The 24,698-nt window shown below is 65.6% G+C and carries 22 protein-coding genes; 9 read left to right on the top strand and 13 right to left on the bottom strand.

Annotated elements, in window-relative coordinates; translation table 11 throughout:
* Positions 1 to 6: 6 nt before the first annotated feature.
* The 4 genes from AWB79_RS08760 to AWB79_RS08745 all read left to right on the top strand — a co-directional run bounded on the left by AWB79_RS08760 (position 7) and on the right by AWB79_RS08745 (position 3,930).
* Entirely contained in the window at positions 7 to 720 is a 714-nt protein-coding gene (locus AWB79_RS08760; protein WP_061166970.1) for an HAD family hydrolase, read from the top strand.
* 44 nt (positions 721 to 764) lie between these two features.
* Complete coding sequence (locus AWB79_RS08755) at positions 765 to 1,901, top strand: ABC transporter ATP-binding protein (protein WP_061166969.1); 1,137 nt, start codon at positions 765 to 767, stop codon at positions 1,899 to 1,901.
* A 136-nt stretch (positions 1,902 to 2,037) separates the two neighbouring features.
* The gene (locus AWB79_RS08750) at positions 2,038 to 2,901 is read left to right on the top strand and encodes an MOSC domain-containing protein (protein WP_061166968.1); all 864 of its coding nucleotides are present in this window, start codon (positions 2,038 to 2,040) and stop codon (positions 2,899 to 2,901) included.
* A 132-nt stretch (positions 2,902 to 3,033) separates the two neighbouring features.
* On the top strand, positions 3,034 to 3,930 hold the full coding sequence (locus tag AWB79_RS08745; protein WP_061166967.1) for a glycosyltransferase family protein: 897 nt from the start codon (positions 3,034 to 3,036) through the stop codon (positions 3,928 to 3,930).
* Between the two features lie 15 nt (positions 3,931 to 3,945).
* Here the strand turns inward: AWB79_RS08745 and AWB79_RS08740 are convergent, their stop codons facing one another.
* The 6 genes from AWB79_RS08740 to AWB79_RS39390 form a co-directional block, all read right to left on the bottom strand.
* The gene (locus AWB79_RS08740; protein ID WP_061166966.1) at positions 3,946 to 4,896 is read right to left on the bottom strand and encodes a sugar-binding transcriptional regulator; all 951 of its coding nucleotides are present in this window, start codon (positions 4,894 to 4,896) and stop codon (positions 3,946 to 3,948) included.
* Positions 4,897 to 5,004: 108 nt separating this feature from the next.
* On the bottom strand, positions 5,005 to 5,259 hold the full coding sequence (locus AWB79_RS08735) for a DUF2442 domain-containing protein (RefSeq protein ID WP_061166965.1): 255 nt from the start codon (positions 5,257 to 5,259) through the stop codon (positions 5,005 to 5,007).
* Positions 5,243 to 5,413 carry a DUF4160 domain-containing protein gene (locus AWB79_RS08730; RefSeq protein ID WP_232470844.1) on the bottom strand — a complete coding sequence of 57 codons (171 nt, stop codon included), beginning with the start codon at positions 5,411 to 5,413 and terminating at the stop codon, positions 5,243 to 5,245. The genes AWB79_RS08735 and AWB79_RS08730 overlap by 17 nt, the downstream gene beginning before the upstream one ends.
* Before the next feature lie 93 nt (positions 5,414 to 5,506).
* Entirely contained in the window at positions 5,507 to 6,988 is a 1,482-nt protein-coding gene (gene xylB / locus AWB79_RS08725) for a xylulokinase (protein WP_061166963.1), read from the bottom strand.
* Between the two features lie 171 nt (positions 6,989 to 7,159).
* The gene (gene dalD / locus AWB79_RS08720) at positions 7,160 to 8,539 is read right to left on the bottom strand and encodes a D-arabinitol 4-dehydrogenase (RefSeq protein ID WP_061166962.1); all 1,380 of its coding nucleotides are present in this window, start codon (positions 8,537 to 8,539) and stop codon (positions 7,160 to 7,162) included.
* Entirely contained in the window at positions 8,532 to 8,834 is a 303-nt protein-coding gene (locus AWB79_RS39390) for a hypothetical protein (protein ID WP_157695715.1), read from the bottom strand. Before AWB79_RS39390 ends, dalD begins: the two co-directional genes overlap by 8 nt.
* An 80-nt stretch (positions 8,835 to 8,914) precedes the next feature.
* Between AWB79_RS39390 and AWB79_RS08715 the strand changes: the two genes are divergently transcribed.
* Positions 8,915 to 10,453, top strand: a complete 1,539-nt coding sequence (locus AWB79_RS08715) for an FGGY-family carbohydrate kinase (RefSeq protein WP_061166961.1) — start codon at positions 8,915 to 8,917, stop codon at positions 10,451 to 10,453.
* Between the two features lie 9 nt (positions 10,454 to 10,462).
* Here the strand turns inward: AWB79_RS08715 and AWB79_RS08710 are convergent, their stop codons facing one another.
* Positions 10,463 to 11,287: an EAL domain-containing protein gene (locus tag AWB79_RS08710; RefSeq protein ID WP_061167034.1), complete on the bottom strand. Its 825-nt coding sequence runs from the start codon at positions 11,285 to 11,287 to the stop codon at positions 10,463 to 10,465.
* A 253-nt stretch (positions 11,288 to 11,540) separates the two neighbouring features.
* Here AWB79_RS08710 and hmgA point away from each other — a divergent pair, with 253 nt between their 5' ends.
* The 3 genes from hmgA to AWB79_RS08695 are packed head-to-tail and all read left to right on the top strand — an operon-like array spanning position 11,541 to position 15,560.
* Positions 11,541 to 12,878, top strand: coding sequence for a homogentisate 1,2-dioxygenase (hmgA, locus tag AWB79_RS08705; protein ID WP_061166960.1), 1,338 nt, complete (start codon positions 11,541 to 11,543; stop codon positions 12,876 to 12,878).
* Complete coding sequence (gene fahA / locus AWB79_RS08700; protein WP_061166959.1) at positions 12,875 to 14,161, top strand: fumarylacetoacetase; 1,287 nt, start codon at positions 12,875 to 12,877, stop codon at positions 14,159 to 14,161. The genes hmgA and fahA overlap by 4 nt, the downstream gene beginning before the upstream one ends.
* Positions 14,162 to 14,219: 58 nt before the next feature.
* Positions 14,220 to 15,560, top strand: a complete 1,341-nt coding sequence (locus AWB79_RS08695; RefSeq protein ID WP_061166958.1) for an MFS transporter — start codon at positions 14,220 to 14,222, stop codon at positions 15,558 to 15,560.
* Between the two features lie 13 nt (positions 15,561 to 15,573).
* On the opposite strand, the gene AWB79_RS08690 is transcribed toward AWB79_RS08695, so the two are convergent.
* Positions 15,574 to 16,734 (bottom strand): MFS transporter, encoded by a 1,161-nt coding sequence (locus AWB79_RS08690; RefSeq protein ID WP_061166957.1) that lies wholly within the window; start codon positions 16,732 to 16,734, stop codon positions 15,574 to 15,576.
* A 22-nt stretch (positions 16,735 to 16,756) separates the two neighbouring features.
* Positions 16,757 to 17,929 (bottom strand): MFS transporter, encoded by a 1,173-nt coding sequence (locus tag AWB79_RS08685; protein ID WP_061166956.1) that lies wholly within the window; start codon positions 17,927 to 17,929, stop codon positions 16,757 to 16,759.
* Positions 17,930 to 18,253: 324 nt separating this feature from the next.
* Here AWB79_RS08685 and AWB79_RS08680 point away from each other — a divergent pair, with 324 nt between their 5' ends.
* A complete protein-coding gene (locus tag AWB79_RS08680; RefSeq protein WP_082862296.1) occupies positions 18,254 to 18,697 on the top strand; it encodes a hypothetical protein in 444 nt (147 codons plus the stop codon).
* Here AWB79_RS08680 and pdeM read toward each other — a convergent pair.
* From pdeM to AWB79_RS08660, 4 genes are read right to left on the bottom strand one after another with little or no spacing between them, the layout of a single operon-like run.
* A complete protein-coding gene (pdeM, locus tag AWB79_RS08675; RefSeq protein WP_061166955.1) occupies positions 18,660 to 19,343 on the bottom strand; it encodes a ligase-associated DNA damage response endonuclease PdeM in 684 nt (227 codons plus the stop codon). The two genes, AWB79_RS08680 and pdeM, sit on opposite strands and share 38 nt — an antisense overlap.
* Positions 19,344 to 21,947, bottom strand: a complete 2,604-nt coding sequence (locus AWB79_RS08670) for a ligase-associated DNA damage response DEXH box helicase (protein ID WP_061166954.1) — start codon at positions 21,945 to 21,947, stop codon at positions 19,344 to 19,346. It abuts the gene before it with no gap.
* Positions 21,944 to 23,599 (bottom strand): ATP-dependent DNA ligase, encoded by a 1,656-nt coding sequence (locus AWB79_RS08665; RefSeq protein ID WP_061166953.1) that lies wholly within the window; start codon positions 23,597 to 23,599, stop codon positions 21,944 to 21,946. The genes AWB79_RS08670 and AWB79_RS08665 overlap by 4 nt, the downstream gene beginning before the upstream one ends.
* Positions 23,596 to 24,645 (bottom strand): ligase-associated DNA damage response exonuclease, encoded by a 1,050-nt coding sequence (locus tag AWB79_RS08660; RefSeq protein ID WP_061166952.1) that lies wholly within the window; start codon positions 24,643 to 24,645, stop codon positions 23,596 to 23,598. Before AWB79_RS08660 ends, AWB79_RS08665 begins: the two co-directional genes overlap by 4 nt.
* Positions 24,646 to 24,698: the final 53 nt, after the last annotated feature.

Raw genomic sequence — 24,698 nt, 5'->3', positions numbered from 1 at the left:
GCGAGCGTGAACCTCACTCCATCCAGGGAAGCCAACCTCGAAGATCGCCTGCTGATCTGCGATTGCGACGGCGTGCTGATCGACAGCGAAACAGTGGCGGCGCACGTGCTCGTCACCGAGTTGCAGGCGCTGTGGCCCGGCGTCGATGTCGAGCCGGTCGTGATGCCGCTGCTCGGCCTGCGTATCGAGGCCGTGCTCGCGAGCGCCGCCGACACTGTGGGCCGCACGCTTACGCACGATCAGGTCGTCGCGATCCGGCGCGCCGTCGAAGTGGCGGCGATGCAGGCGCCGACGGTGCCGGGCATCGCCGGGGCGCTCGCCGCGGTGCCGTTCATGAAGGCGTGCGCGAGCAACAGTTTTTCAACCTACGTCGATGCCGTGCTGCAACGCACCGGCCTCGTGCGCTTCTTCGGCGAGCGGCGTTTCTGCGCCGACATGGTCGAGAACCCGAAGCCCGCGCCGGACGTGTATCTCGCGGCCGCGCGCGCGATGCGTATCGCGCCGCTTCGCTGTCTGGTGGTCGAGGACAGCGTGACCGGCGTGACGGCGGCGGCTGCCGCGGGCATGCCGGTGCTGGGCTTCATCGGCGGCGGGCACGCGACCGAAGGACAGATCGGCGCGCTGGAGAAAGCGGGCGCGCAGGCCGTATTCGATGACATGACGCGATTGCCTGCGCTCGTCGAGCAATGGCTGCAGAACGCGACGTTCGAACTCAGATAGCGACGGCGCGGTATTCGTCGCAAATGATGCACAGGAGACACACCATGGCTAGCCTGACACTGCGCAACATCAGCAAGCGTTACGAAGAAACCGAGGTGATGCGCAACATCAACCTCGATATCAACGACGGCGAGTTCGTCGTGTTCGTGGGCCCGTCGGGCTGCGGCAAGTCGACTCTGATGCGCATGATCGCGGGTCTCGAAGACATCAGCGGCGGCGATCTGATGATCGACAACGCGCGCGTGAACGAACTGGCGCCCGCCAAGCGCGGCATTGCGATGGTGTTCCAGTCGTACGCGCTCTATCCGCACATGACGCTGTACGACAACATGGCGTTCGGCCTCAAGCTCGCGGGCGAGAAGAAGCCCGCCATCGACGCCGCCGTGAAGAACGCCGCGAAGATCCTGCACATCGATCATCTGCTGGATCGCAAGCCGAAGGCGCTCTCGGGCGGCCAGCGCCAGCGCGTGGCGATCGGCCGTGCGATCACGCGCAAGCCGAAGGTCTTTCTCTTCGACGAGCCGCTCTCGAACCTCGACGCCGCGCTGCGCGTGAAAATGCGCCTCGAATTCGCGCGCCTGCACGACGACCTCAAGACCACGATGATCTACGTGACGCACGATCAGGTCGAGGCGATGACGCTCGCGGACAAGATCGTCGTGCTGTCGGCGGGGAACATCGAGCAGGTCGGCACGCCGAACGCGCTGTATCACGCGCCGGCGAACCGCTTCGTCGCGGGCTTCATCGGCTCGCCGAAGATGAACTTTCTGTCGGGCACGATCGCGGCGGTGCAAAGCAACGGCGTGCTCGTGAAGTACGCGACGGGCGAGACGCAACTGGTCGGCGTGCTGTCGGGCAACGCCAAAGTCGGCGACGCCGTGACAGTCGGCATTCGTCCCGAGCACTTGCAGCCGAATTCGGCCGAAGCGGGCGATTACGGCGTGTCGGCTTCGACGATGACCGTCGAAACGCTCGGCGACGCAGCGTATCTGTATGCCGAAACCGACATCGCGCCGGACGGGTTGATTGCGCGCATTCCGCCGCTCGAGAAGCATCCGCGCGGTCAGCAGCTCAAGTTCGGCACGGCGCCGGATCACTGTCACCTGTTCAATGCGGAAGGTCAGGCGTACACGCGCAACGTGGTGGATTCCTGGCAGCGGGAGCACGCGACGGCGGCTTGATTCGTCGGAGCTTCGCATGCGCGGCGCCGTTCCGGAAGGACGGCGCCGTTGTTTTTTGCAGGGCGCGGGATACGCGCGATAATCCGTGTTTCGACCGGCCACGACCGATGACCGGCGTCGTCCACCCGATATCGCCATGCCCGTCCTGAACGAAATCTTCGTCTATCCAATCAAGTCCTGCGCGGGCATTTCCCTGCGTCGCGCCACGCTGCTCGAAACCGGCCTCGAATACGACCGTCACTGGATGATCACCGATCCGGCCGGCGGCATGTTCACGCAGCGCGCTCATCCGCGCATGGCGCTGATCCGCACCGCGTTCGACGGCGACGATCTCGTGATCGATGCGCCCGGCATGCCGACGCTGCGCACGCCCTTGCGCGCGGAAGCACTCGTGGATGCGAAGCCGGTACGCGCGACTGTCTGGCGCGATACCGTCGATGCGCTCGACACCGGCGAGCAATCCGCGCAGTGGTTCAGCGAGTTTCTCGGCATGCCCGCGCGACTTGCGCGCTTCGCGCCGGCTTTTCGCCGCACGGTGGACGAGGAATGGACAGCGCCGCAGGTCACGCACACGCGTTTCGCGGATGGCTTCCCGCTTCTGATCATGAGCCAGGCGTCGCTCGACGATCTCAATGCACGCCTGTCGCAAAAGGGTGCGCCGGAGGTTCCGGCCAATCGCTTCCGGCCGAATCTGGTGATCGGCGGACTCGATGCGTACGAAGAGGATTACGTCGGCGACATGCAGATTCGCGTGCCGGGAAACGACGTGCAACTGCGCCTCGTCAAGCTCTGCACGCGCTGCCCGATGCCGACGATCGATCAGCAGACGGGCGCGCCGCATCCGTCATGGCCGCACGAACCGCTCGACACGATGAGCGGCTATCGCGCGAGCGAGCAGTTCGACGGCGCGCTGACGTTCGGCAAGAACGCGATCGTCGTGACGGGCGAGGGCGGCGCGCTGGAAGTCGGGCAGGCCGTGGAGGCGGAGATCGAGTTCTGATTGCTCCGGGCGTCCGCCCATTCGCGCGCACTGTCTGCGAAATATCCTAATCCTTAGCCTGAGCGGTTTAATTTTCGCTCACGCACCGCGATCGATGCTATCTTGGCCTGCCTTGCAGCGCGGCTCGGACACATGGAACTGGATGGATACTTCGTCAATTTGTCGACGAGCGACGACAGACGCAAATCGATGGAAGCCCGGATCGATGCGATCGGTTACCGAGACTGCATCAAACGGTTTCCGGCGGTGGACGGCCGCGCGCACGGACCGTTCGACAACCCGGCGCGGAACGCCATCTGGGCTTGCCGGCGTTCGCACGAAGAGTTGATTCTCCGGGCCTCCGCAGACTCCGCCACCATCGTGCTGGAGGACGACGTGGAGATCAGCGCGCATTTTCCATCGATCGTCAATCCGCATGTGATCGGCCTTTTCGTCGCCGGAAATCCGGATGCGGATCTGTTGTTTCTGGATTGTTGTCCTTACCATCATCAGGTGCCGTTTCTCCTTGCGCAGGCCGAGGAGAAGATGAGCCGCCGTCGCGAGTCAGGCCGTCAGGGTGCGGAACGACACGAGCTCGCGGGAATCAACCTGTCCGATGCGAAGGACTCGTACGCCTATTGCGCCGCTGCCTATGTGGTGACGCCCAAAGGGAAGCAGACGTTGCGCACGCTGTTCCCGTTGCATCGGCACGTCGAGAACGCTATCGACGCGTTGTACAAGGGCTGGATCAGGAGCGGCGCGCTCAAGGCGAAGGTGGCTGTGCCGTTCCTCGCTACGCCGAAGTTGAAAAACACATCGACGATTCCCTACGACGCGCTCGGTGTCGATGTGCTGGAACCTCGCGATCATCAGCTGACGAATACGCTGCGCCGACTCCTTTTTGCAGGCGAAGCGGACATCGACTGGGCGGACTTGACCGAACTCCTCGGCGGGAACGGGCGCTCCGTGGAGTACATGATCGGCATGCAGCTCTATGAGGCGTCGCGTAGCTGGTGGGCCGCGAAGCAGCCCGCGCGCGGCGACGCGTAGCGCCGCACCGGATGCTCACAACGCTTCCAGCGCCGCCTTCGCGCAAAGCTCGTCCGTGACGAGCCCCGAGAGCCATTGTCCTTTCAGCGCCGCGATCAGCGCCTCGCGCTTGCGCTCTCCACCCGCGAAGCCGATCGTCGGGCGCTTCGGTGGCGTATCGAGCTTCAGGCTCGTCACGCGCGCGCCGGTTTTCGAGGTCACGCGGTGGCCTTCGGCATCGATCGGCAGGCCCAGCCATTCCGCCACGGCGCCCGCCGCCATCATCTCGTCGACTTCCGCGCGGGTGATGAAGCCGTCCTGATGCAGCGGGCAGTTGACGCCCACGTTGCCGATGCCGACGAACGCCACGTCCGCCTGCTGTGCGAGTTCGTCGACGATGCGGTACAGCCGGTGATTGACCCACTGCGCGCGTTCGGTTTCGCTGTCGGCCATGAGCGGCGCGGGCAGCATGAAGTGCTTGCCGCCGGTCTTTTCCGACAATTGCTGCGCGACGTCATAGCGATTCGACGAACCGTCTTGCGCGATCGCCCCGACCATCGACACGAAGCGATGCTGCGGGCGGTCGACCTGACCGATCTGCGCGACACAGGCCTTCAGCGTGCGGCCGCTGCCGATCGACACGACCAGCGGTTTTTCTTCCAGCAGGTAGCGCTCCATGACCTGCGCGCCCGCGACGGCGAGCTTGCGATCGATCTGCTCGGGCGCGTCGCCGTCGATGGGCACGACTTCGCACATCGCGAGGCCGTAGCGGTCGCTGAGCGCCTTGGCGAGCGACAGGCAATCGGCGAGACGGTGGTCGACCCGCACGCGGATCAGGTTCTTCTCGACCGCGAACGCAACGAGGCGCTGCGCCACCGGACGCGAGATCTGCAGCTTTTCGGCGATCTCGTTCTGGGTGTTGCCGGCGACGTAGTAGAGCCATGCCGCGCGTGTCGCGAGATCGAGCTTTTCTGTGGACTTGGGCACTGTGGTTGGGTGTTTTGTCTGCTGCTTAAGTTTTAGTTCTTATTTTGGGCGTCGTGGTCCTGAATTCAGAACCACGAATCAAAACACGGCCCGCCGGGAGCAGAGATGTCAGGCCGCGCGCCGCGGCAGATGCGTCATGTCACCTCGTGCCGCGAGTAGTCCTTCCACGGAGATGTCTTCGTCGATTTCTTCCCAGTGAAGGCCGTTGCCGCTGAAGCTGATCTCGCATTGCTGCCTTTGAGCGGGTGTCGCGTGAAGGAGTCGGGGAAACCACCCAAGAGGAACGCCCAGGGTGCGGCCGTCCGAGAGTTCGACCCACATCGTGCAATCGTCGAAGCGAACTTCTTTAGCGGAAGTACTCATTCCAGGACCTCTCAATTTCGTCACGACGATTTTCGACCTCGAGCAACAGTTCGGATAGCGTACGCCCGTCGAAGCCGGCGCTGCTCGCTACGTGCACATTGGGGTAAAGCCAGAATTTGGCATCGCCGGCGGCGCCGCTTGCGTGAATGTGCACCGCTTCGCGCGGATTTCCTTCGTTCGAGAAGAAATGAAATCGTACACCTTTGTATCGAAAAATCGGGGCATTCGAAGCCTCTTCGCGCGCGCCTCAAGCCAGCCTCGGCCGCGCCGGATCGAACAGCGGCCTCACGTGCTGGTACAACTCCCTGAACCCTTTCAGCCGCTGCCGCAACATCTCATGCCGCGCCGCATTCGGCGTGAATTCCTGCTTGATCTCCGGCTTCGCCAGCACCGTCGATGGGTCGCCGCCCGCCGCGAGCCAGCCGAGCCGAGCCGCGCCCAGCGCCGCTCCGGTCTCGCCGCCGCCGTGCGTGCGCGTCGGCGTATCGAAGGCGTCGGCGAACATCTGCGCCCAGTACGCGCTGCGAGCGCCGCCGCCTAGCATCGACAACGCGCGCGCTTGCGTGCCCGCCGATTCCAGCGCGTCGAGGCCGTCCGTCAGCGAGAGTGTCACGCCTTCGAGCACCGAATAGCCGAGCAGCGCGCGGTCGGTCGCATGCGTCATGCCGAAGAACACGCCCTGCGCATACGGATCATTGTGCGGCGTGCGCTCGCCGGAGAGGTACGGCAGGAACAGCGGCGCCGATGGCAGCAGATCGGGCGACAGCGCCTCGATTTCGGCGAGCAGCGTCGGCTCGTCGGTCGAGGTCAGCTTGCACACCCAGCGCAGGCAGCTCGCCGCCGACAGCACCACGCTCATCTGATGCCACCGGTCCGGAATCGCATGGCAGAACGCATGCACGGCGGAGGCGGGATTCGGCCGGAAGCGGTCGCCGATCACGCACAGCACGCCGGAGGTGCCGAGCGAGAGGAATCCGTCGCCCGGATCGGTCGCGCCGATGCCCACCGCGCTCGCGGCATTGTCGCCGCCGCCCGCCGCGACGACCACGCCTTCCTGCAGGCCGAATTCGCGCGCGAGCTCCGGCAACAGCGTGCCCGAAGGCTCGCTGCCCTCGGCAAGCGACGGCATCTGCTGACGCGTCATGTTGCACGCGGCGAGCAACTCGTCGGACCAGTCGCGGCGCGCGACATCGAGCCAGAGCGTGCCGGCGGCGTCCGACGGATCGGATACCTTGGTGCCCGTCAGATGCATGCGCAGGTAATCCTTCGGCAGCAGCACGCACGCGGTCTGTCTGAAGATGTCGGGCTCGTTGTGCGCGACCCATAGCAGCTTGGGCGCAGTGAAGCCCGGCATCGCCAGATTGCCGGCGATCTCGTGCAGGTTGGGCGCGCGTTCGTACAGTTCGGCGCACTCCTTGTCGCTGCGCATGTCGTTCCAGAGGATCGCGGGGCGCAGCACCTTGTCCTGCGAATCGAGCAGCACCGCGCCGTGCATCTGGCCCGAGAGGCCAATGCCGCGCACTTGCGCGAATTCGTCGGGAAATTTCTCGCGCAGCCTGAAGAGCGCGGCGCGCGTGCCTTCCCACCAGTCGAGCGGATTCTGCTCCGACCAGCGCGGCTTCGGACGCGATACGGTGAAGGGCGTGCCCGCCGTGCCGATCACGGCGCCGTCGGCGGCCAGCAGCAGAACTTTCACTTCGGAGGTGCCGAGGTCGATGCCTAAGTACATGAACGGACCCTTGGTCGTTGCCGGGACGAACCCGGCGAAAAGCGAGGAGTGAGGCCAGTGCTGCGGGAGGCGCTAATTTAACGCCACGCAGCGCGCCGCGCCATGGGCACATTACCCGAGCGGCGCGGCTTGCAGTTGCGGCATGCGATCAGCACGACAATGAGGGCTGGCTTATGGCCTGTTTCCCAGCCACGCATCGACCTTTGAAATTGCCTTGCGCATGACGCGTTCGAGGCCCTCGGTCTGCGCCATGCTGCCCCACAGGAGCTTGTCGCCGACGAAGGTCTTCACGGGATCGGACGCCTGGAAAAAGCCATGCGCAACGCCGGCATCCATCACCCCGTCCTGATACGTATAGGGCAGCTTGCCTTCGTGCCATCGTTCGAGGAAGCGGAAGAACAGCGCCGGCAGAATGGCGGTCGAATCCGGATCGACGTTGCGCGCGAAACACTCGGAGAGCGTCGGCGCGATGAAGCCCGGAATCTTCGAGAAACCATCCGCCGCGACACGCTGATTCGTGTCCTTGATATACGGATTGCTGAAGCGGTCGAGCACGACATCGCGATACTTCGCCAGATCGATCGGGCTCGGCGTGAGGCAGGGGATCACGTCGTCGGTGACATAGGCGTCGGCGAGCGCGCGGATTTCCATGTCCTGTGTGCCTTCGTGAATGTACTGCAGGCCGACCAGCGTGCCCGCCCACGCGATACAGCTATGGCTCGCGTTGAGCACGCGGATTTTCGCTTCCTCATACGCGTGCACCGAATCGACCATCTCGGCGCCGACCTTCTCCCACGCGGGCCGCCCGGCGACGAACCGGTCCTCGATCACCCACTGGATGAACTTCTCGCCCATGACCGGCGCTTGGTCAGCGAAGCCGGTCGCGGCCTTCACGCGCTCGGCGACGTCGGGCGTCGGGCGCGGCGTGATGCGGTCGACCATCGCGTTCGGACACGACGTGTTCGCGTTGAACCAGTCGCGCAGCGCGGTTTCGCCGCGCAACTCCAGGAACTGCAGCATGCCTTTCTTGAAGCGGTCGCCGTTGCTGCGCAGGTTGTCGCAGTTCTGCAGCGAGACCTTGCCCGCGCCGTTTTTCATGCGCGCATCGAGGATCGCGGCGATCGCGCCGTAGATCGTCGTCTTGCCGCCCTTGAGGTCGGCGGCGAGATCGGCATTCGCGGTGTCGAGCTTGTCGTGCTCGTCGAGGTAATAGCCGCCTTCGGTAACGGTGAACGACACGATTTTCGTCTTCGGGTCCGCGCCCACGGCGACGAGCTCCGCCAGATCCGCCGACCACGGCACGACCTTTTTGATCGCGCGGATGGTCTCGTATTCGCGCTCGCCCTTCGGTGTCACGGTTTCGAGCGTGTACTCGCCGTTTTGCGCGGCGAGGGCTTCGAGCACCGCGTTCATGTCGCCGCGGATGTTGCCGACCGCTAGCGACCAGCTTTTATCGCCTGTCTCGTTCAGTCGATGCAGATACCACGCCTGATGCGCGCGATGAAAAGACCCGGCGCCGATGTGCAGGATCACGTTGGCTTCGCTAGTCATGTCGTCTCTTCCTCTGATTGGCGGCGCGCCCGTTCTTTGCGGACGGCTGAGTGAGCATTTGCTCGTTCGATGATCGAATGATCGAATGATCGAAATAATGGTATCCGCCCGGACGAAAGTCAAGGCGCGCCGCAACCATCGAAGCCGTGGTCGCCGCTGCGTCTTGCGGTGCAATTTGCGCGCCTCGTGTCGCCGGACGGGCGGCTGGTGCGGGCCTGGCGGCCACGGCGCGATTCGCCGGATGCACCGCGCCGTGCAGATCGGGAATAACCCGGATAGTCAATGTGTCGGCCATTGAACGAAGGTGCGTGAGCCAACCGCCTTTGAACACGTGTCCTTAACGATAGGCGGAAAAACAGAACGCGGGAGACAGACATGGGTTACGTGATCGGTATCGACATCGGCACGCAGAGTACGAAGGCCTTGCTCGTCGATACGAACGGCGCGATCGTCGCGCAGCATTCCAGCGCCTACCATCCCGACACGCCGAAGCCGTTGTGGGCGGAACAGTGGCCGTCGGTCTGGTTCGATGCGGTGACCGAGTGCATCGCGGCGGTCGTATCGAAAGCGCGCGAGCGGGGCGTGGTCGCGAGCGATGTGAAGTCGCTATGCGTGAGCAGTCTGTACGGCGGCTCGGGCATTCCCGTCGACGAGAACATGGAGCCGCTTTACCCGTGTCTCATCTGGATGGACCGGCGCGCGACGGCGGAGGTGGACTGGGTGCGCGCGCACGTCGACGTGACGCGGCTCGCGGCGATCACGGGCAATGGCGTCGACAGTTACTACGGTTTCACGAAGATGCTCTGGCTGCGCGCGAATCAGCCGGAGGTCTGGAAGAAGACGCGCTATTTCCTGCCGCCGAACGCGTTCGTGATCCATCGGCTGACGGGCGAGCTCGCCGTCGATCACAGTTCGGCGGGAAATCTCGGCGGCGTGTACGACGTCGCGAAGCGCGCGTGGTCGGCGGAGGCGCTCGACATGCTCGGCATTCCCGCGTCGATGATGCCGCAGCGGCTGGTGGAATCGTCGGATGTGGTGGGCGGATTGTCGGCGCAGTGGGCCGGGAGGCTCGGACTCGTGGCCGGCACGCCGGTGGTCGCGGGCGGGGTCGATGCGGCGGTGGCGACGTTCGCGGCGGGCGTCACGCAGGCCGGCCATCATGTCGCGATGATCGGCACGAGCATGTGCTGGGGCTACATCAACCAGACGGTCGATGCGAGCCACGGACTCGTGTCGATGCCGCACGTGTACAACGGCAAGCGCGATCTGTACGTGTTCGGCGGGGCGAGCACGGCGGGGCAGTGCGTCGCGTGGTATCGCGATCAGTTCTGTCAGGGCGAGATCGAAGCGGCGAAGCAGTTGCCGCATGGCGATCCGCATCGCTTGCTGGAAGATGCGGCGTCGAAGGTCGCGGCGGGTTCCGACGGCGTCGTGTTCCTGCCGTATCTGATGGGCGAGCGCAGTCCCGTGTGGGACGCGCGCGCAAGCGGTACGTTCGTCGGACTCAATCTGTTCCATACGCGCGCGACGCTTTATCGGGCGGTGCTGGAGGGCGTCGCGTTCGCGCTGAAGCACAACATGGAAGCGGGGCGGCGCGGCGCGCAGTCGCTCGACGACCGGCTGATCGTCGTGGGTGGCGCGGCGCATTCCGATCTATGGATGCAGATCATCGCCGATGTCACCGGCTATCCGGTGCTGTCGATCGAACAGGATGTCGAAGCGCCGATGGGAGCGGCTTTGCTGGCCGCGCTCGGGGCCGGTCTGGTTTCAAGGGACGTGGCCGAAGGCGGCTGGGTGACGCTCATCGAGCGGGCGCAGCCGGATGCGGAACGGCAACGCGTTTATGCCGAACGGTTCGGGGTTTATATCGAGCTTTATCCGGCGTTGAAGACGTTGATGCACCGGTTGCGGTGAAGACTGACCTCACCGCCCATGCAAAACCGGATGCGAATCGAACACCGGACCCTGCACGAAGTGCACATCGAACTGCTGCAGCGCGTTGAACTGCACCTCGTCCGAAACATTGGAGAAGATGAGCGGAATCTTCAGCCGATGCGCATACGCCACCAGATGCTTCACCACGGAATCGCGTAACGCCGCGCCGGCATCCATCTTGATGAAATCGAGCCGCGCCATATCCGACACCGACATGATCTGCCCGGCATTGGGCAGATTCCCCGCCACCTTGAACCCGTAATGCTGATAGCTCTTGGTGAGATAACCAAGAAACGTCTTGTGCGCCACCGCTGCCGCAGGCAATTCGATCACCACGCGCGACGGGCTCATTCCGAACTCCATCAGCACGGATGAAAAGTGCAGCCCGTGATCGTATTTCACGCTCTTCAAAAGCCGCTCGTGCACGCGCAGAAACAAAAGCCCCGGCCGATGCGGCCCGAAGAAGTTGAACGCATGCAGCGCCCGCGATAGCCGGTCCATCACGACCAGCTCACGGTCGTCTTCCATCTGGCCGAAGGGATCGTGCGGCGCATCGCCCTCGATCAGCGTCAGCGCCTGCACGCCGAGTTCATCGCCGAAACGCTCCGCGCTCTCCGGCGACGCGCTCAAGGTTTGCGGAAAACTATGCGTGCCGACATCGAAGATCGGTTCATACGCGCTCGAAATGCACAGACCGTGATGCTGCGCGACGGCCTGTCCCGCGTGCTCGTTCTCTCCCAGCACGATATGCGCGCCAAGGAACGGATGTTCCGCGGCGCGGGCGACGAGTTCAGGCAAGGAAGGCGAAATCATGAAGGGAGCATTCAGGTTCGTGACGCGGGCCGTACCGAACAATTTTTGTTCGAATGGTCGATGGTATCAGCGCGCAACACCGCGTCCAGCACCAAATTCACATATTGATATGCCGGAAAGAACGCGTCGATTAAGGGTTTACGATGAATTTCACTAATCGTAATTGGTTTTACCATGCGTAAATCGCAGTGACGAACGGCCGCAGGGTTGTTCGTCCGATGATTTGCCGATCACCCGCCGAGGATTTCGACCCATGCCCACGTTCGAGACGCACACGGACGCCAGTCAGCACTACCAGTCCGGCTTCGCCAACGACTTCGCCACGGAGGCGCTGCCGGGCGCGCTGCCTGTCGGCCGCAACTCGCCGCAGCGCGCCGCTTACGGTCTCTATGCCGAGCAACTTTCGGGGACCGCATTTACCGCGCCGCGTGCGCACAACCGTCGCTCATGGCTCTATCGCATCCGTCCGGGCGCGGTGCACAAGCCGTTCACGCGCGTGCCGGCGGACAAACTGCGCGCGAAGCTCGTCGCGAATTTCGCGGAAGTGCCGGCAACGCCGCCCAACCAGTTGCGCTGGGACCCGCTGCCGATGCCCGCCGCGCCGACCGATTTCATCGACGGCTGGGTGACGATGGCCGGCAACGGCGCCGCCGAATCCATGTCCGGTTGCGCAATCCATCTGTACGCCGCGAATCGTTCGATGCAGGACCGCTTTTTCTACAACAGCGACGGCGAGCTGCTGATCGTCCCGCAGCAAGGACGTCTGGCGATCTGGACGGAACTGGGCAAGGTCGATGTCGAACCGTATGAGATCGCGGTGATTCCGCGCGGCGTGCGTTTTTCGGTGACGCTGCCCGATGGCGAAGCGCGCGGCTACATCTGCGAGAACTTCGGCGCGCTGCTGCAATTGCCCGATCTCGGCCCGATCGGCTCGAACGGTCTTGCGAATCCGCGCGATTTCCTCACGCCGCAAGCCGCCTACGAGGACCGCGAAGGCGGGTTCGAGCTGGTGACCAAGATGAACGGCGTGCTGTGGCGCGCGGATATCGGCCACTCGCCGCTCGATGTCGTCGCATGGCACGGCAACTACGCGCCGTACAAGTACGACCTGCGCCACTTCAACACCATCGGCTCGATCAGCTACGACCATCCGGACCCGTCGATCTTCCTCGTGCTGCAGTCGCCGAGCGATACGCCGGGCGTCGACACCATCGACTTCGTGATCTTCCCGCCGCGCTGGCTCGCGGCCGAAGATACGTTCCGCCCGCCCTGGTTCCATCGCAACGTGGCGAGCGAGTTCATGGGCCTCGTGCACGGCGTGTACGACGCGAAGGCCGAAGGCTTCGTGCCGGGTGGCGCGAGCCTGCACAACTGCATGTCGGGACACGGCCCGGATGCGGAGACGTTCGAGAAGGCATCGAATAGCGACACGACGAAGCCCGCGAAGGTGGACGCCACGATGGCCTTCATGTTCGAGACGCGCACCCTCATCAAGCCGACGCAGTTCGCGCTCGAAACAGCGCAACTGCAGGCGAATTACTACGAGTGCTGGCAAGGCCTCACGAAACATTTCAACCCGGAGCAACGATGAACGACGCGCTGAAGGCCACGCTCGCGCCCTCTTTGAAAAGCTGGATCGAATCCGCGAACGATCCCGCGAGCGACTTCCCGATTCAGAATCTGCCGTTCGGCATTTTCAGCAACGCGGTCAACACGCAGCCGCGCGCGGGCGTCGCGATCGGCGAGTGGATCGTCGATCTCGCGGTGCTCGAAGATGCGCGTCTCATCGATGCACAGGACACGTTCCGCGCGCCGCGCCTGAACGACTTCATCGCGCTCGGCCGCGAGAAATGGCGCGAAGTGCGCATCGCGCTTTCCGGCTTGCTCGCGCAGGGTAATGCGACCTTGCGCGACAACGCCGCGCTGCTCCAGCGCGCGCTCGTGCCGCTTAGCGACGCGACCATGCATCTGCCGGTCGAGATTCCGGGCTACACGGATTTCTATTCGTCGAAGGAGCACGCGACCAACGTCGGTTCCATGTTCCGCGATCCGAAGAACGCCCTGCTGCCGAACTGGTCGGAGCTGCCGGTCGGCTATAACGGGCGCGCATCGTCGGTTGTCGTGAGCGGCACGGACGTGCGTCGGCCTAACGGGCAGATCAAGTTGCCCGACGCGGATAGACCGGTGTTCAGCGCCTGCCGCAAGCTGGATATCGAACTGGAGACGGGCTTCATCGTCGGGCGCGGCAATGCGCTGGGCGAGCCGATTCCGTGTGAAGAGGCCGAGGCGCATATCTTCGGCATGGTGCTGCTCAACGACTGGAGCGCGCGCGACATTCAGCAATGGGAATACGTGCCGCTCGGGCCGTTCAATTCGAAGGGCTTCGCGACGACCATCTCGCCGTGGATCGTCACCATTGACGCGCTCGAACCGTTCCGCACCGCGACGCCGGTGCAGGAGCCGCAGCCGCTCGACTACCTGCGCCACAAAGGCGATCACGCTTTCGACATCGACCTGCAAGTGACGCTGCGCCCCGAAGGCACGAAGCAAGCGACGACTATCTCGCGTACCAACTTCAAGCTGATGTACTGGTCGATGGCGCAGCAGCTCGCGCATCACACGGTCGGCGGCTGCAACACGCGCGTCGGCGACCTGATGGGCTCGGGCACGATCAGCGGAGCGACGCCGGATTCGTGCGGCAGTCTGCTGGAGAGCACGTGGAACGGACAGCGGCCGCTGAAGCTGGAAGAGGGCGGCGAGCGCGCGTTCCTGCAGGACGGCGATGAAATCGCGATCACCGGATGGTGCCAGGGCGAGGGCTATCGCGTCGGCTTCGGCGAGTGCGCGGGACGGATTCTCGCGGCGCGCGCCTGATCGGCCAGCGGCCCCGGTTCACGCCGGGGCCGCTTTCATTTGAAGCAAAGGAAAAGACATGCAGAGAGAGACGACCATCGATGTCGAGCGCGCGCTCGGCAACGCGCATCGCCCGGCGTTCCAGTTCATGCTCCTCGCGCTGTGCGGGCTGTGCCTCGTGATCGACGGCTTCGACGCCCAGGCGATGGGCTATGTCGCGCCCGCCGTCATCGCGGACTGGCACGTCTCGAAAGCGGCGCTCGGGCCGGTCTTTAGCGCGAGCCTGTTCGGCATGCTGCTCGGCGCGCTCGGGCTTTCGGTGCTGGCGGACCGCATCGGGCGGCGTCCGGTTTTGATCGGCGCGACGCTGTTCTTCGGCCTTTCGATGATCGCGACCGCGTACACCAACGATCTCGCGGTACTCACCGCGCTGCGCTTCGTCACGGGACTCGGGCTCGGCTGCATCATGCCGAACGCGATGGCGCTCGTCGGCGAATTCTCGACGGCGGAGCATCGCGTCAAGCGGATGATGCTCGTGTCGTGCGGCTTCACGCTCGGCGCGGCGCTGGGCGGTTTCCTGAGCGCGGCGCTGATTCCCGCGTACGGTTGGCGCTCGGTGTTCTGGGTCGGCGGCGCGGTGCCCTTGCTGCTCGGGCTGGCGATGATCGTCGCGCTGCCCGAATCGTTGCAGTTTCTGGTGCTGAGGGGCCGAGAAGCGCGGGCGCGCGCGTGGCTCGCGAAGTTCGACCCGTCACTTCCGATCGACGCCTCGACGCGTCTCATCGTGCGCGAAAAGGCGAGCGGCGGCGCGCCGGTGGCCGAGCTGTTCCGTGCGGGTCGCGGACCGGTCACGCTGATCCTGTGGGCGATCAGCTTCATGAACCTGATCGATCTGTACTTCCTGTCGAACTGGCTGCCGACCGTGATGCGCGATGCGGGTTACACGCCCGGCATGGCGGTGCTCGTCGGCACGCTGCTGCAGACGGGCGGCGTGATCGGGACCTTGTCGCTCGGCTGGTTCATCGAGCGCTTCGGCTTCGTGCGCGTGCTGTTCGCCTGCTTCTTCCTGGGTGCGGCGTGCGTCGGCGCGATCGGCGGCGTGGCGCACGTGCAGACGTGGCTCTTCGTGGCCGTGTTCGCGAGCGGCTTTTGCATCGTCGGCGGGCAGCCGGCGGTCAATGCGCTCGCGGGCCATTTCTATCCGACGGCGCTGCGCTCGACCGGCATTGGCTGGAGTCTGGGCATCGGGCGCGTGGGTTCGGTGATCGGACCGCTCGTCGGCGGGCAGATGATCGCGCTTGGCTGGAGCAATGTCGCGCTGTTTCACGCGGCGGCTGTGCCGGTGTTGTGCTCGACCGTGCTCGTGAGCGTGCTGGCGTTCGTGCGGCGCGAGAAGGGCGGGGCGGTGCAGGCGGCGTGAGCGTGCCGGGGGCTCAGCCGGCGCGCTTCGTTGATGCGGCGCGCTTCTCCCACCACACCGCAACCAGAAACGCACAAGCCGCCGCCGTCAGCACGCCGATCAGCGCGTCGGCTCCGACGCGCTGCATCAGCGTCCCTGCGACGATCGGCCCGCCGAAGCTCGCCACGCTCCACGACGCCCCGACGATCGCCGTCGCCGATACGAGCGTCGGCCCGCGAAATCGCTCTCCGCACGCGACGATCGACAGCGTATAGATACTGCCCGCGGCCGCGCCGATCACGAACAGGAGCGGCCAGCAGATCCACGGATGCGCAATCGCCCACGGCAGCAGCGGCAGCAGCACCGCGACGACCACGCCCGCGCCCGCATGCACCCTCGCGCGGCCGATGCGATCCGCGAGCCAGCCGATGGGGAATTGCATGGTCGTGTCGCCGAGCAGGATCGCGGAGGCGAACAGCACGCCGATGTCCTCGCCGATGCCGTGCGACATCGCGAAGAGCGGCATCAGCGAGAGCGCGAGCGTGTCGAACAGCGCGAAGAAGCCGGTGCCGATCACGAGCGCCGGCATGCGCGGCAGCACTTGCCGGCAGTCGCCGTGCGCGCCTTCTTCCGATGCAAGGGCGTGCGGCGCACCGCGAATCGATGCAAGCGCGGGCAGCGCCAACAGGAAGATTGCGCCGCAAATGGCGAAGCGCATCGACGGCAAATCGCCGATCAGGCTGACGAGCACCGGCCCGGTCATCTGGAACAGCGTGAAATTGGTCGCGTAGATCGCGACGACGCGGCCGCGCGTGGAATCGTCGGCGAGCTGCGTGACCCACGCTTCGCCGATCGTGAACAGCAGCATTAGCGCCGCGCCGCACAGGAAGCGCAGTACGGCCCACAGCCACAAGTGCGCGGTGAACTGCATCGCGATGGTGGACAGCGCCGCGACGATCACCGTGCCCACGATCGTGTCGCGCGCCCCGAAGCGCGCGGCCACACGGCTCGCCACCGGCGCGACGACGAGCCCGCCGGCCGCCTGCGTCGCGGTCATCCAGCCGACAATGCCGGTGCCGTGACCCGCCTGCGTGAGCGCGAGAGCGGTGAGCGGCAGCGTCGCGCCGAGTCCCAGCCCGACGACCGCCACGCTCAGGATCAGCGCGAGAAAGTCACGCGAGAAGATGCCCTTCATGCGCCGTGCCGACCGCGAAGAATCAGGCGGCCTGCCCGATTGCGAGACGGCGCGCGCGCTTGTCGAGCGTCGCCGAGAGCAGCGTGAGGCCGAACGCGCTCGCCGCCATCAGAATGCCGACCCACGGCAGCGACGTGAGCGGCGCGCCCGCGCTGATCACGCAGCCGCCGAGCCACGCGCCCGTCGCGTTGCCGAGGTTGAACGCGCCCTGATTCAGCGTGGACGCGAGGTTCGGCGCATCGCTCGCGCGGTTCACGATGAGGATTTGCAGCGGCGGCACGATCGCGAACGCGAGCACGCCCCAGAAGAAGATCGTGATCATCGCGGCGACCGGCTCGTGCATCGTGCCCGCGAAGATCGTCAGAATCACGACGATGGCCAGCAGAAACGACAGCAGCGAGCGCAACAGCTTCCAGTCCGCGAGCTTGCCGCCGAGCGTGCTGCCCACCGTGAGGCCCAGGCCGAACAGCAGCAGCACGTAGGTGACGGTGTGCGGCGAAACGCCGGTTACGTCCTCGAGGATCGGCGTGATATACGTGAACACCGAAAAAAGACTGGCCGATGCGAGCACGCTGATGCCGAGCACCATCAGCACTTGCGGGTTCTTGAGCACGTCGAATTCGCGCAGGATGCTGGTCTCGCGCATCTCTATGTGCTTCGGCAGGCACACGGCCAGCGCGCCCGCCGCCGCGATGCCGATCAGCGTCACGACCCAGAACGTCGAGCGCCAGCCCGCCATCTGGCCGAGCGCGGTGCCGAGCGGCACGCCGAGCACGTTGGCGAGCGTGAGCCCGGTGAACATCAGCGCGATGGCCTGCGCGCGGCGGTTCGGCGCGACGAGATCGGCGGCGACCACCGAGCCGATGCCGAAAAACGCGCCATGGCAGAACGCGGTGACGATGCGCGCGCCCATCAGCACCCAGTAGTTCGGCGCGAGCGCGCACAACAGATTGCCGACGATGAACACGCCGATCAGGTTCATCAGCGCCTTCTTGCGCGCCATCTTCGCGGTAACCACGGCGAGGATCGGCGCGCCGACGGTCACGCCGAGCGCATAGCCCGAGACGAGCATGCCCGCGGCCGGAATCGTCACGCCGAGGTCGCGCGCGACGTTGGGCAAGAGGCCCATGATGACGAATTCGGTCGTGCCGATGCCGAACGCGGCAACGGCGAGAGCGAAGAGAGGCAATGGCATGGCGGGAGCGGACGAAGTGTCACGTCTGGGCGCATCGTCGGATTGAGCGATGCAGGCGCCGAGGCGGAGTTGAAGGCCCGAATTGTACCGAAAGGTGTTTTTTGATGCTGGTATAAACCCTGATCCCGGGCGGCCCGCACCATGCTTTCGTCTGTACGGATATTCTTGCGAAAGTGGCCGCAACGCACGACTCTTGCAATCGCGCAGCCGCCGTGCGACAGATGTTCCCGGTAACACGTCCGCGAGTGCGCAATCGTTGCGCGCGCCTCGCGGCGGCGAGTGTTGGAAAAACGCAGCACAGACCGCAGTAACTACTGAACGAAGATGTCTCTGATCAAAAACGCAATCCGCACGGCGATCGCCGGCACACTTTTCCTCGCCGCGCTCGCGCACGCCCAGAGCGACACGACGGGCCCCATCGCCACGAAGGCGGGCGCGCTGCATTTCCTGCGCGACGAATCCGGCATGGCCGCGCTTATCGACACGCAAGTGTTCGATCGTTTCGACGCCAAACGCGTCGCGCATTTCGACGAAACCTCGGGCGCGAGCGAAACCGTCACGCGCATGCTCGTGCAATCCGACACCGGCCCCGTCATCTACGACTTCCGCCGCAATCCGCCGCTCGTGCAGCGCGTCAGCCAGCGCATGACGGTCAAACGCGTGTTCTGGCAGGGCGAGGAAATCGTGATGCAGTCGAATCTCGGCTGGTACGGCTTCCAGCGCGGCAAGCTCACGAAGCTGCAATCGTCGACTTCGACCTATCACTGAGCGGGAACACGCGCTCGCCGGCGATCACGTAGAGCGCTTCGCCGCGTGCGTCGCCGTTCACTTCGAAGCCGCCCGTGAACGCGCCGAACGCGGGCAGCACGCCCGCGCGCGCAGCGAAGCGAAAGCACGGCAGGCGCACGCTGTCGATGCGCGTCGCGAGCCGATACACCGGATGCTCGTGACCGGCGAGCGCGTAAGCGCCATCCACCGTCTGCGGATGATGGCAAAGCGCCCACGGACCGCGCCGGTGCGGCTCCTTCACGACATCGACGCCGAACGCGGCCGGCAGCGCGCCCGCGTGCCGGTCGTGATTGCCTTCGACGAGCACGAGCGCCAGCTCGCGATGCTTCGCGCGCCACGCGGCGAGCGCCGCGAGCGTTTCGTCGGCGTGGGATTCGCGCGCGTGCAGCAGATCGCCCAGAAACACGACCGACTCCGGGCGATGCATCGCGATGAGTGAATCGAGCCGCGCGAGGCTCTCGCCGGTCGTGCCGACGGGCACCGGAATGCCGCGCGCGCGGAACACGGCGTCCTTGCCGAAATGCGCGTCGGCGATGAGCAGGGTCTTCAGGTGCGGATCGAAGGCCGCGCGCTCCGCCGAAAGCACGAGCGCGTGGCCATTCAGGTCGATGGTCAGAGCTTCCATTTACGCTTTCGCCGCCTTTTCCAGATCCGCCAGCATGCGCTCGACGCGATCCGACAGTTTCTCCGTGCTCACCTTTTCGCGCAGCCGCGCGACGATCAGCGGGAAGGCGAACGGAGTCGGCTTCTTCGGATGCTCCAGCGCGAGCCGGCTTTCGTTCATGCGTTGCAAGGCCGCGCGGATGCGCCCGAGTTCGAGCTCCTGCAGCATGACTTCCTGATCGGCTTGCGCGAGCAGCAGGTTGCCGCTGTCGTGCTTGCGAAAGACTTCATAGAACAGGCCGCTCGACGCCTGCAGCTGCCGCGCGCTTTTCTGCTGCCCCGGATGCCCCTGATAGATCAGCCCCGAAACGCGCGCGATCTCGCGAAAACGGCGCGCCGATAACTCGGACGCATTGAGGCTCGCGAGTATGTCGTGTTCCAGATTCTCCGCTGAAAAAAGCCCTTGAGCGATGAGCGTCTCCCAGTCGAACGGCCGCGCCGACAGCAGTTCGAAGCCATAATCGTTCATCGAAATGGAGAACGTGCCGGGCTGATCGCGCGCCGCCCGCCAGCCGATCAGAGAGCCGAGCCCGATATGCGCCATGCGTCCCGCGAACGGATAGCAGAAGAAATGATGCCCTTCGCGCGAACGCACCAGTTCCACGACGAGCACGCCCGGACCCGGCAGCGCGGACCACTTCGCCTGGAGGTCGAGCAAAGGCTTGACGGCGTGCATCTCGGGCTCGTCGTAGATGCCGTCGCTGGCGCGCGCGAGCATGACGAGCGCGGCGTCCGCGAGCTCGGAGGACAGCGGCATCTTGCTGCCCGCCCATTGCGGCATCGCGCCGCGAGAGGAGCTCGCGCGCTTCACGTAGGCGGTCATGTCGCGCACGCGCACCAGTTCGAGCGCACGTCCGCCGAAGGTGAAGACATCGCCGGGTTTTAGACGCGAGATGAACGATTCCTCCATCGCGCCGATTCGTCCGCCGGTCATATACGCGACGCTGATGGTTGCGTTCGCAACGATCGTCCCGACGTTGTTGCGATGCCGTCGCACGAGGTCCTCGCGCGGCACGCGATACACGCCGTCATCGTCCTTCACCACGCGATGAAAGTCCGGATACGCCGCCAGCGACGCGCCGCCGCGCTCGACGAACGCCAGCGCCCAGTCGAATTCCTGCTGCGTGAGATCGCGATAGGCATAGGCGGTGCGCGCTTCGTCGAGCATGTCGGCGGGCGTGAAGCCGCCGCCGATCGCCACCGTCACGAGATGTTGTACGAGCACGTCGAGCGGCTTCAACGGCATATCGCGTCCTTCGATGCGATGTTCGCCGATCGCCCAGCGCGCCGCCGCCGCTTCGACGAGTTCGAGCGCGTGCGTCGGCACGATGGTCACGCGCGACACGCGACCCGGCGCGTGGCCCGAGCGTCCCGCGCGCTGCATCAGGCGCGCGACGCCTTTGGGCGAGCCGATCTGGAACACGCGATCCACCGGCAGGAAGTCGACGCCCAGATCGAGGCTCGATGTGCACACGACCGCCTTCAGCCGCCCGTTCTTGAGCCCGAGTTCGACCCAGTCGCGCACTTCCTTGTCCAGCGAGCCGTGATGCAGCGCAAGCAGGCCCGCCCATTCGGGCTTCAGCTCCAGCAACGCGCGATACCAGATTTCCGATTGCGAACGCGTGTTGGTGAACACGAGCGAGCTTTGCGCGTGCTCGATTTCATCGGCTACGGGTCCGACCTGGCGCACGCCGAGATGTCCGCCCCACGGAAAGCGCTCGATGGTCTCGGGAATCAGCGTATCGACGACGAGGGTCTTCGGTTGCGCGCCGCGCACGACCACGCGCGGCGTTTTCACGGGATGGAGCAGTGCGTCGTGCGCGAGCGCGAGATTGCCGAGCGTCGCGGACAAGCCCCAGATTTGCAGTTCGGGACGCCAGCGCGCGAGTCTTGCGATCGCGAGTTGCGTCTGCGTGCCCCGTTTGTTGCCGAGCAACTCATGCCATTCATCGACGACGATCATGCGCAGGTGCTTCAGTTCCTCGCTCGCGTTGGCGCGCGTGAGCATCAGCGTGAGGCTTTCGGGCGTCGTCACGAGCGCGGACGGCATGCGGCGATTCTGCCGCGAGCGTTCCGTCGATGAAGTGTCGCCGGTGCGCAGGCCGACCGTCCACGGCACGGAGAGCGCCGTAACGGCGGATTGCAGCGCGCGGGCGGTGTCGGCGGCGAGCGCGCGCATCGGCGTGATCCATAGCACGGTCAGCGGCGCGGGCAGCGCGTTCTGTTTCGGCGCTTTATTCGCGAAGGCGGCGAGTGCGCCGAGCCACACGGCCCAGGTCTTGCCCGCGCCGGTCGTCGCGTGCAGCAGGCCGCTCGCGCCGCGTTCGATCTCGCGCCACGCCTCGCGCTGAAACGCGAACGGCTGCCAGCCGCGCTCGTCGAACCAGCGCGAGATGCGTTCGTCGAGCGGTTTTGCGGCTTCTATCTCGTCAAAGGCGAAAGGCGCGGGCGTGAAGAGCTCGGCGGCGGCGTCGAGCTCTGCTTGGCGCTCTCGCGTGCGCGGCACGCGGCGTGGACGCGGCGCGCGGCGGCGTTCCTTGTCGGCCGAGTCGGGCGCGTCGTTCATGCCGTGGCCTCGTTGAGAAAGCCCTTGAGCATGTCGAGCGTGTCGGCGCCATCGATGGTCTTGTCGGTGCGCCAGCGCAGCATGCGTGGAAAACGCACGGCGATGCCCGACTTGTGTCGCGGACTCGCCTGAATGCCCTCGAAGCCTATCTCGAAGACGAGCGTCGGCGTGACGCTGCGCACCGGCCCGAACTTTTCGATGGTCGTCTTGCGCACGATCGCATCGACCTGGCGCATCTCTTCGTCGGTCAGGCCGGAATAGGCCTTCGCGAAGGGCACCAGCGTGCGCACGCCGTCGGCTTCGTCCCAGACGGCGAAGGTGAAATCCGTGTAGAGACTCGCACGCCGGCCGTGGCCACGCTGCGCGTAAAGCAGCACGGCGTCGATGGAATACGGATCGATCTTCCACTTCCACCACGTGCCCGACGACTTCGTGCGCCCGACGCCGTACATCGAGTCGCGCTCCTTCAGCATCAGTCCTTCGACGCCGCGCGCGCGGCTTTCTTCGCGCAGCGTGGCGAGCGCGCCCCAGTCCGATGCGAGGACCATCGGCGACACGCGCAGCACATCCACCGCGAGCGACGCCGCCAGCGCATCCAGTCCGGCGCGGCGCGAGTGCAAAGGCTCCGTGCGCAGATCGCGTCCGTCGGCTTCGAGCAGATCGTAGGCAAGCAGCGCGGCGGGCGAATCGGCGAGCACTTTTTTGGTGAGCGTCTTGCGCGTGATGCGCGGCTGCAGGCGCGCGAACGGCAGCGGTGCGCTCGCGCCCGGCTCCCATGCGAGGATCTCGCCGTCGATCACTGTGCCGTCCGGCAGCGCCGCCCCGAGCGCTGCGAGTTCGGGAAAGCGGTCCGTCACGAGGTCCTCGCCGCGCGACCAGATCCACACGCGGCCCGCGCGCCTGACGAGCTGCGCGCGAATGCCGTCCCACTTCCATTCGGCGATCCAGTCGGCGGTCGCGCCGAGCGTCGAAGGTTCGGCCTGCAACGGATGCGCGAGAAAGAACGGATAGGGCAGGCCGATGTCGCTTTCGTGAGGCGTGTCGACATCGTCGCCTTCCGCTGCCGGCGCGATGAGCCGCAGGTAGCGCGCGGCGCTCGGCGCTTGCCGCGAATCGGTCCAGCCGACCATGCGCTGCGCGACGCGCTTGTGATCGACGCCCGCCACCTGCGCCAGCGCACGCACGATGAGCTGACGCGCGACGCCCACGCGAAAGCCGCCGCCGATCAGCTTGGTCAGCAAAAAGCGCTCGCTCCAGTCGAGTTCGTCCCAGTAGGACAGCAGCCGTTCGCGCAACTCGGACGGATTCGCGCCGCGCAGCGTGAGCACGCGTTCCTCGATCCATTGCGCGAGCCCGAGCGACGATTCTCCCGATGCCGGCGGCAGAATATGCGCGATGGTCTCGGCGAGATCGCCGACCGCCTGATACGACTCCTCGAAGAGCCATTCCGGCAAGCCGGCGCGCTCGCGGGCGAATTCGGTGAGCAGACGCGTGGGCACCGACTGGCGCGGTTTGCCGCCCGCGAGAAAGTACGACGCCCACGCGGCGTCCTCGGGTTCGGCGCCCGAAAAATATGCGATCAGCGCTTCGAGCTTCTCGTTGGTCGAGGTGGTCGCGTCGAGTGCGGTGTAGAGCGTCGCGAAGCGTTTCATGGCGCGGTGCTTTCCTTCGGCGCGTCGGGCGCCGCGTCGGCTTCGACGGCGTCGTCGCCGTATTCGGTCGTGAATGCGCCTGCTTCGAGGCCTTGCTCGCCGAGCCAGCGGACCATCGGCTCGATCTGTCCGTGCGTGACGATCACGCGCTCGGCGCCGCTCGCGCCGATCGCGAGTTGCAGTCCGGGCCAGTCGGCATGGTCCGAAAGCACGAAGCCGCGATCGACGCCGCGGCGCCGCCGCGTGCCGCGCAGGCGCATCCAGCCCGAGGCGAAAGCGTCGCTGTAATCGCCGAAGCGGCGCATCCACGTGCTGCCCTGCGCAGACGGCGGCGCGACGATCAGCGCGCCCTTGAACGCGGCCTTGTCCTGCGCGGCGATCTCGCTGACGAGGCGGGTTGGCGGCAAGGCGACACCCGCTTGCGCGTACGCGCGATTGAGCGGCTCGACCGCGCCATGGCAGAAGATCGGTCCGATGGCGGCATCGACGCCCGCGAGCACGCGCTGCGCCTTGCCGAACGAATAGCAGAACAGCACGGATGCGCGGCCTTGCGCTGCGTTATGCCGCCACCACGCATCGACGCCCGCGAAGATCGCGCGCGAATCTTCCCATCGATAGATCGGCAGGCCGAAGGTCGACTCGGTGATAAAGGTGTTGCAGCGCACGGGCTCGAAGGGCGCGCAGGTCGGATCGGGCTCCACCTTGTAATCGCCCGAGGCGACCCAGACGCGTCCCTTGTGTTCGACGCGCACCTGCGCGGAGCCGAGCACGTGTCCGGCCGGATGCAGCGACACGCGCACACCGTTCACGACGATTGCTTCTCCATAGGCGAGCCCTTGCACATCGATGCCCGGCAGGCGCGAAAGCAGCACGCCGACGCCGGGTTCGGCCGCTAGGTAATGCGCATGGCCGAAGCGTGCATGATCGGCGTGCGCATGCGTGATGACCGCGCGTTCGACGGGCCGCCACGGGTCGATATGGAAGTTGCCCGGCACACAGAAAAGTCCCTCTGGCCGCGCGACGATGAGATCGGAAGAGGCGTCCACTTGTCGTGAAGAGTGCGTAGATGACGGCGGCGCGACACGCCCGGGTGACATGC

It is taken from the genome of Caballeronia hypogeia (genome assembly GCF_001544875.2).
Taxonomy (GTDB): Bacteria; Pseudomonadota; Gammaproteobacteria; order Burkholderiales; family Burkholderiaceae; genus Caballeronia; species Caballeronia hypogeia.
Note: the sequence above shows the minus strand (reverse complement) of the source record. Positions and strands in the feature narration are given on the sequence as shown.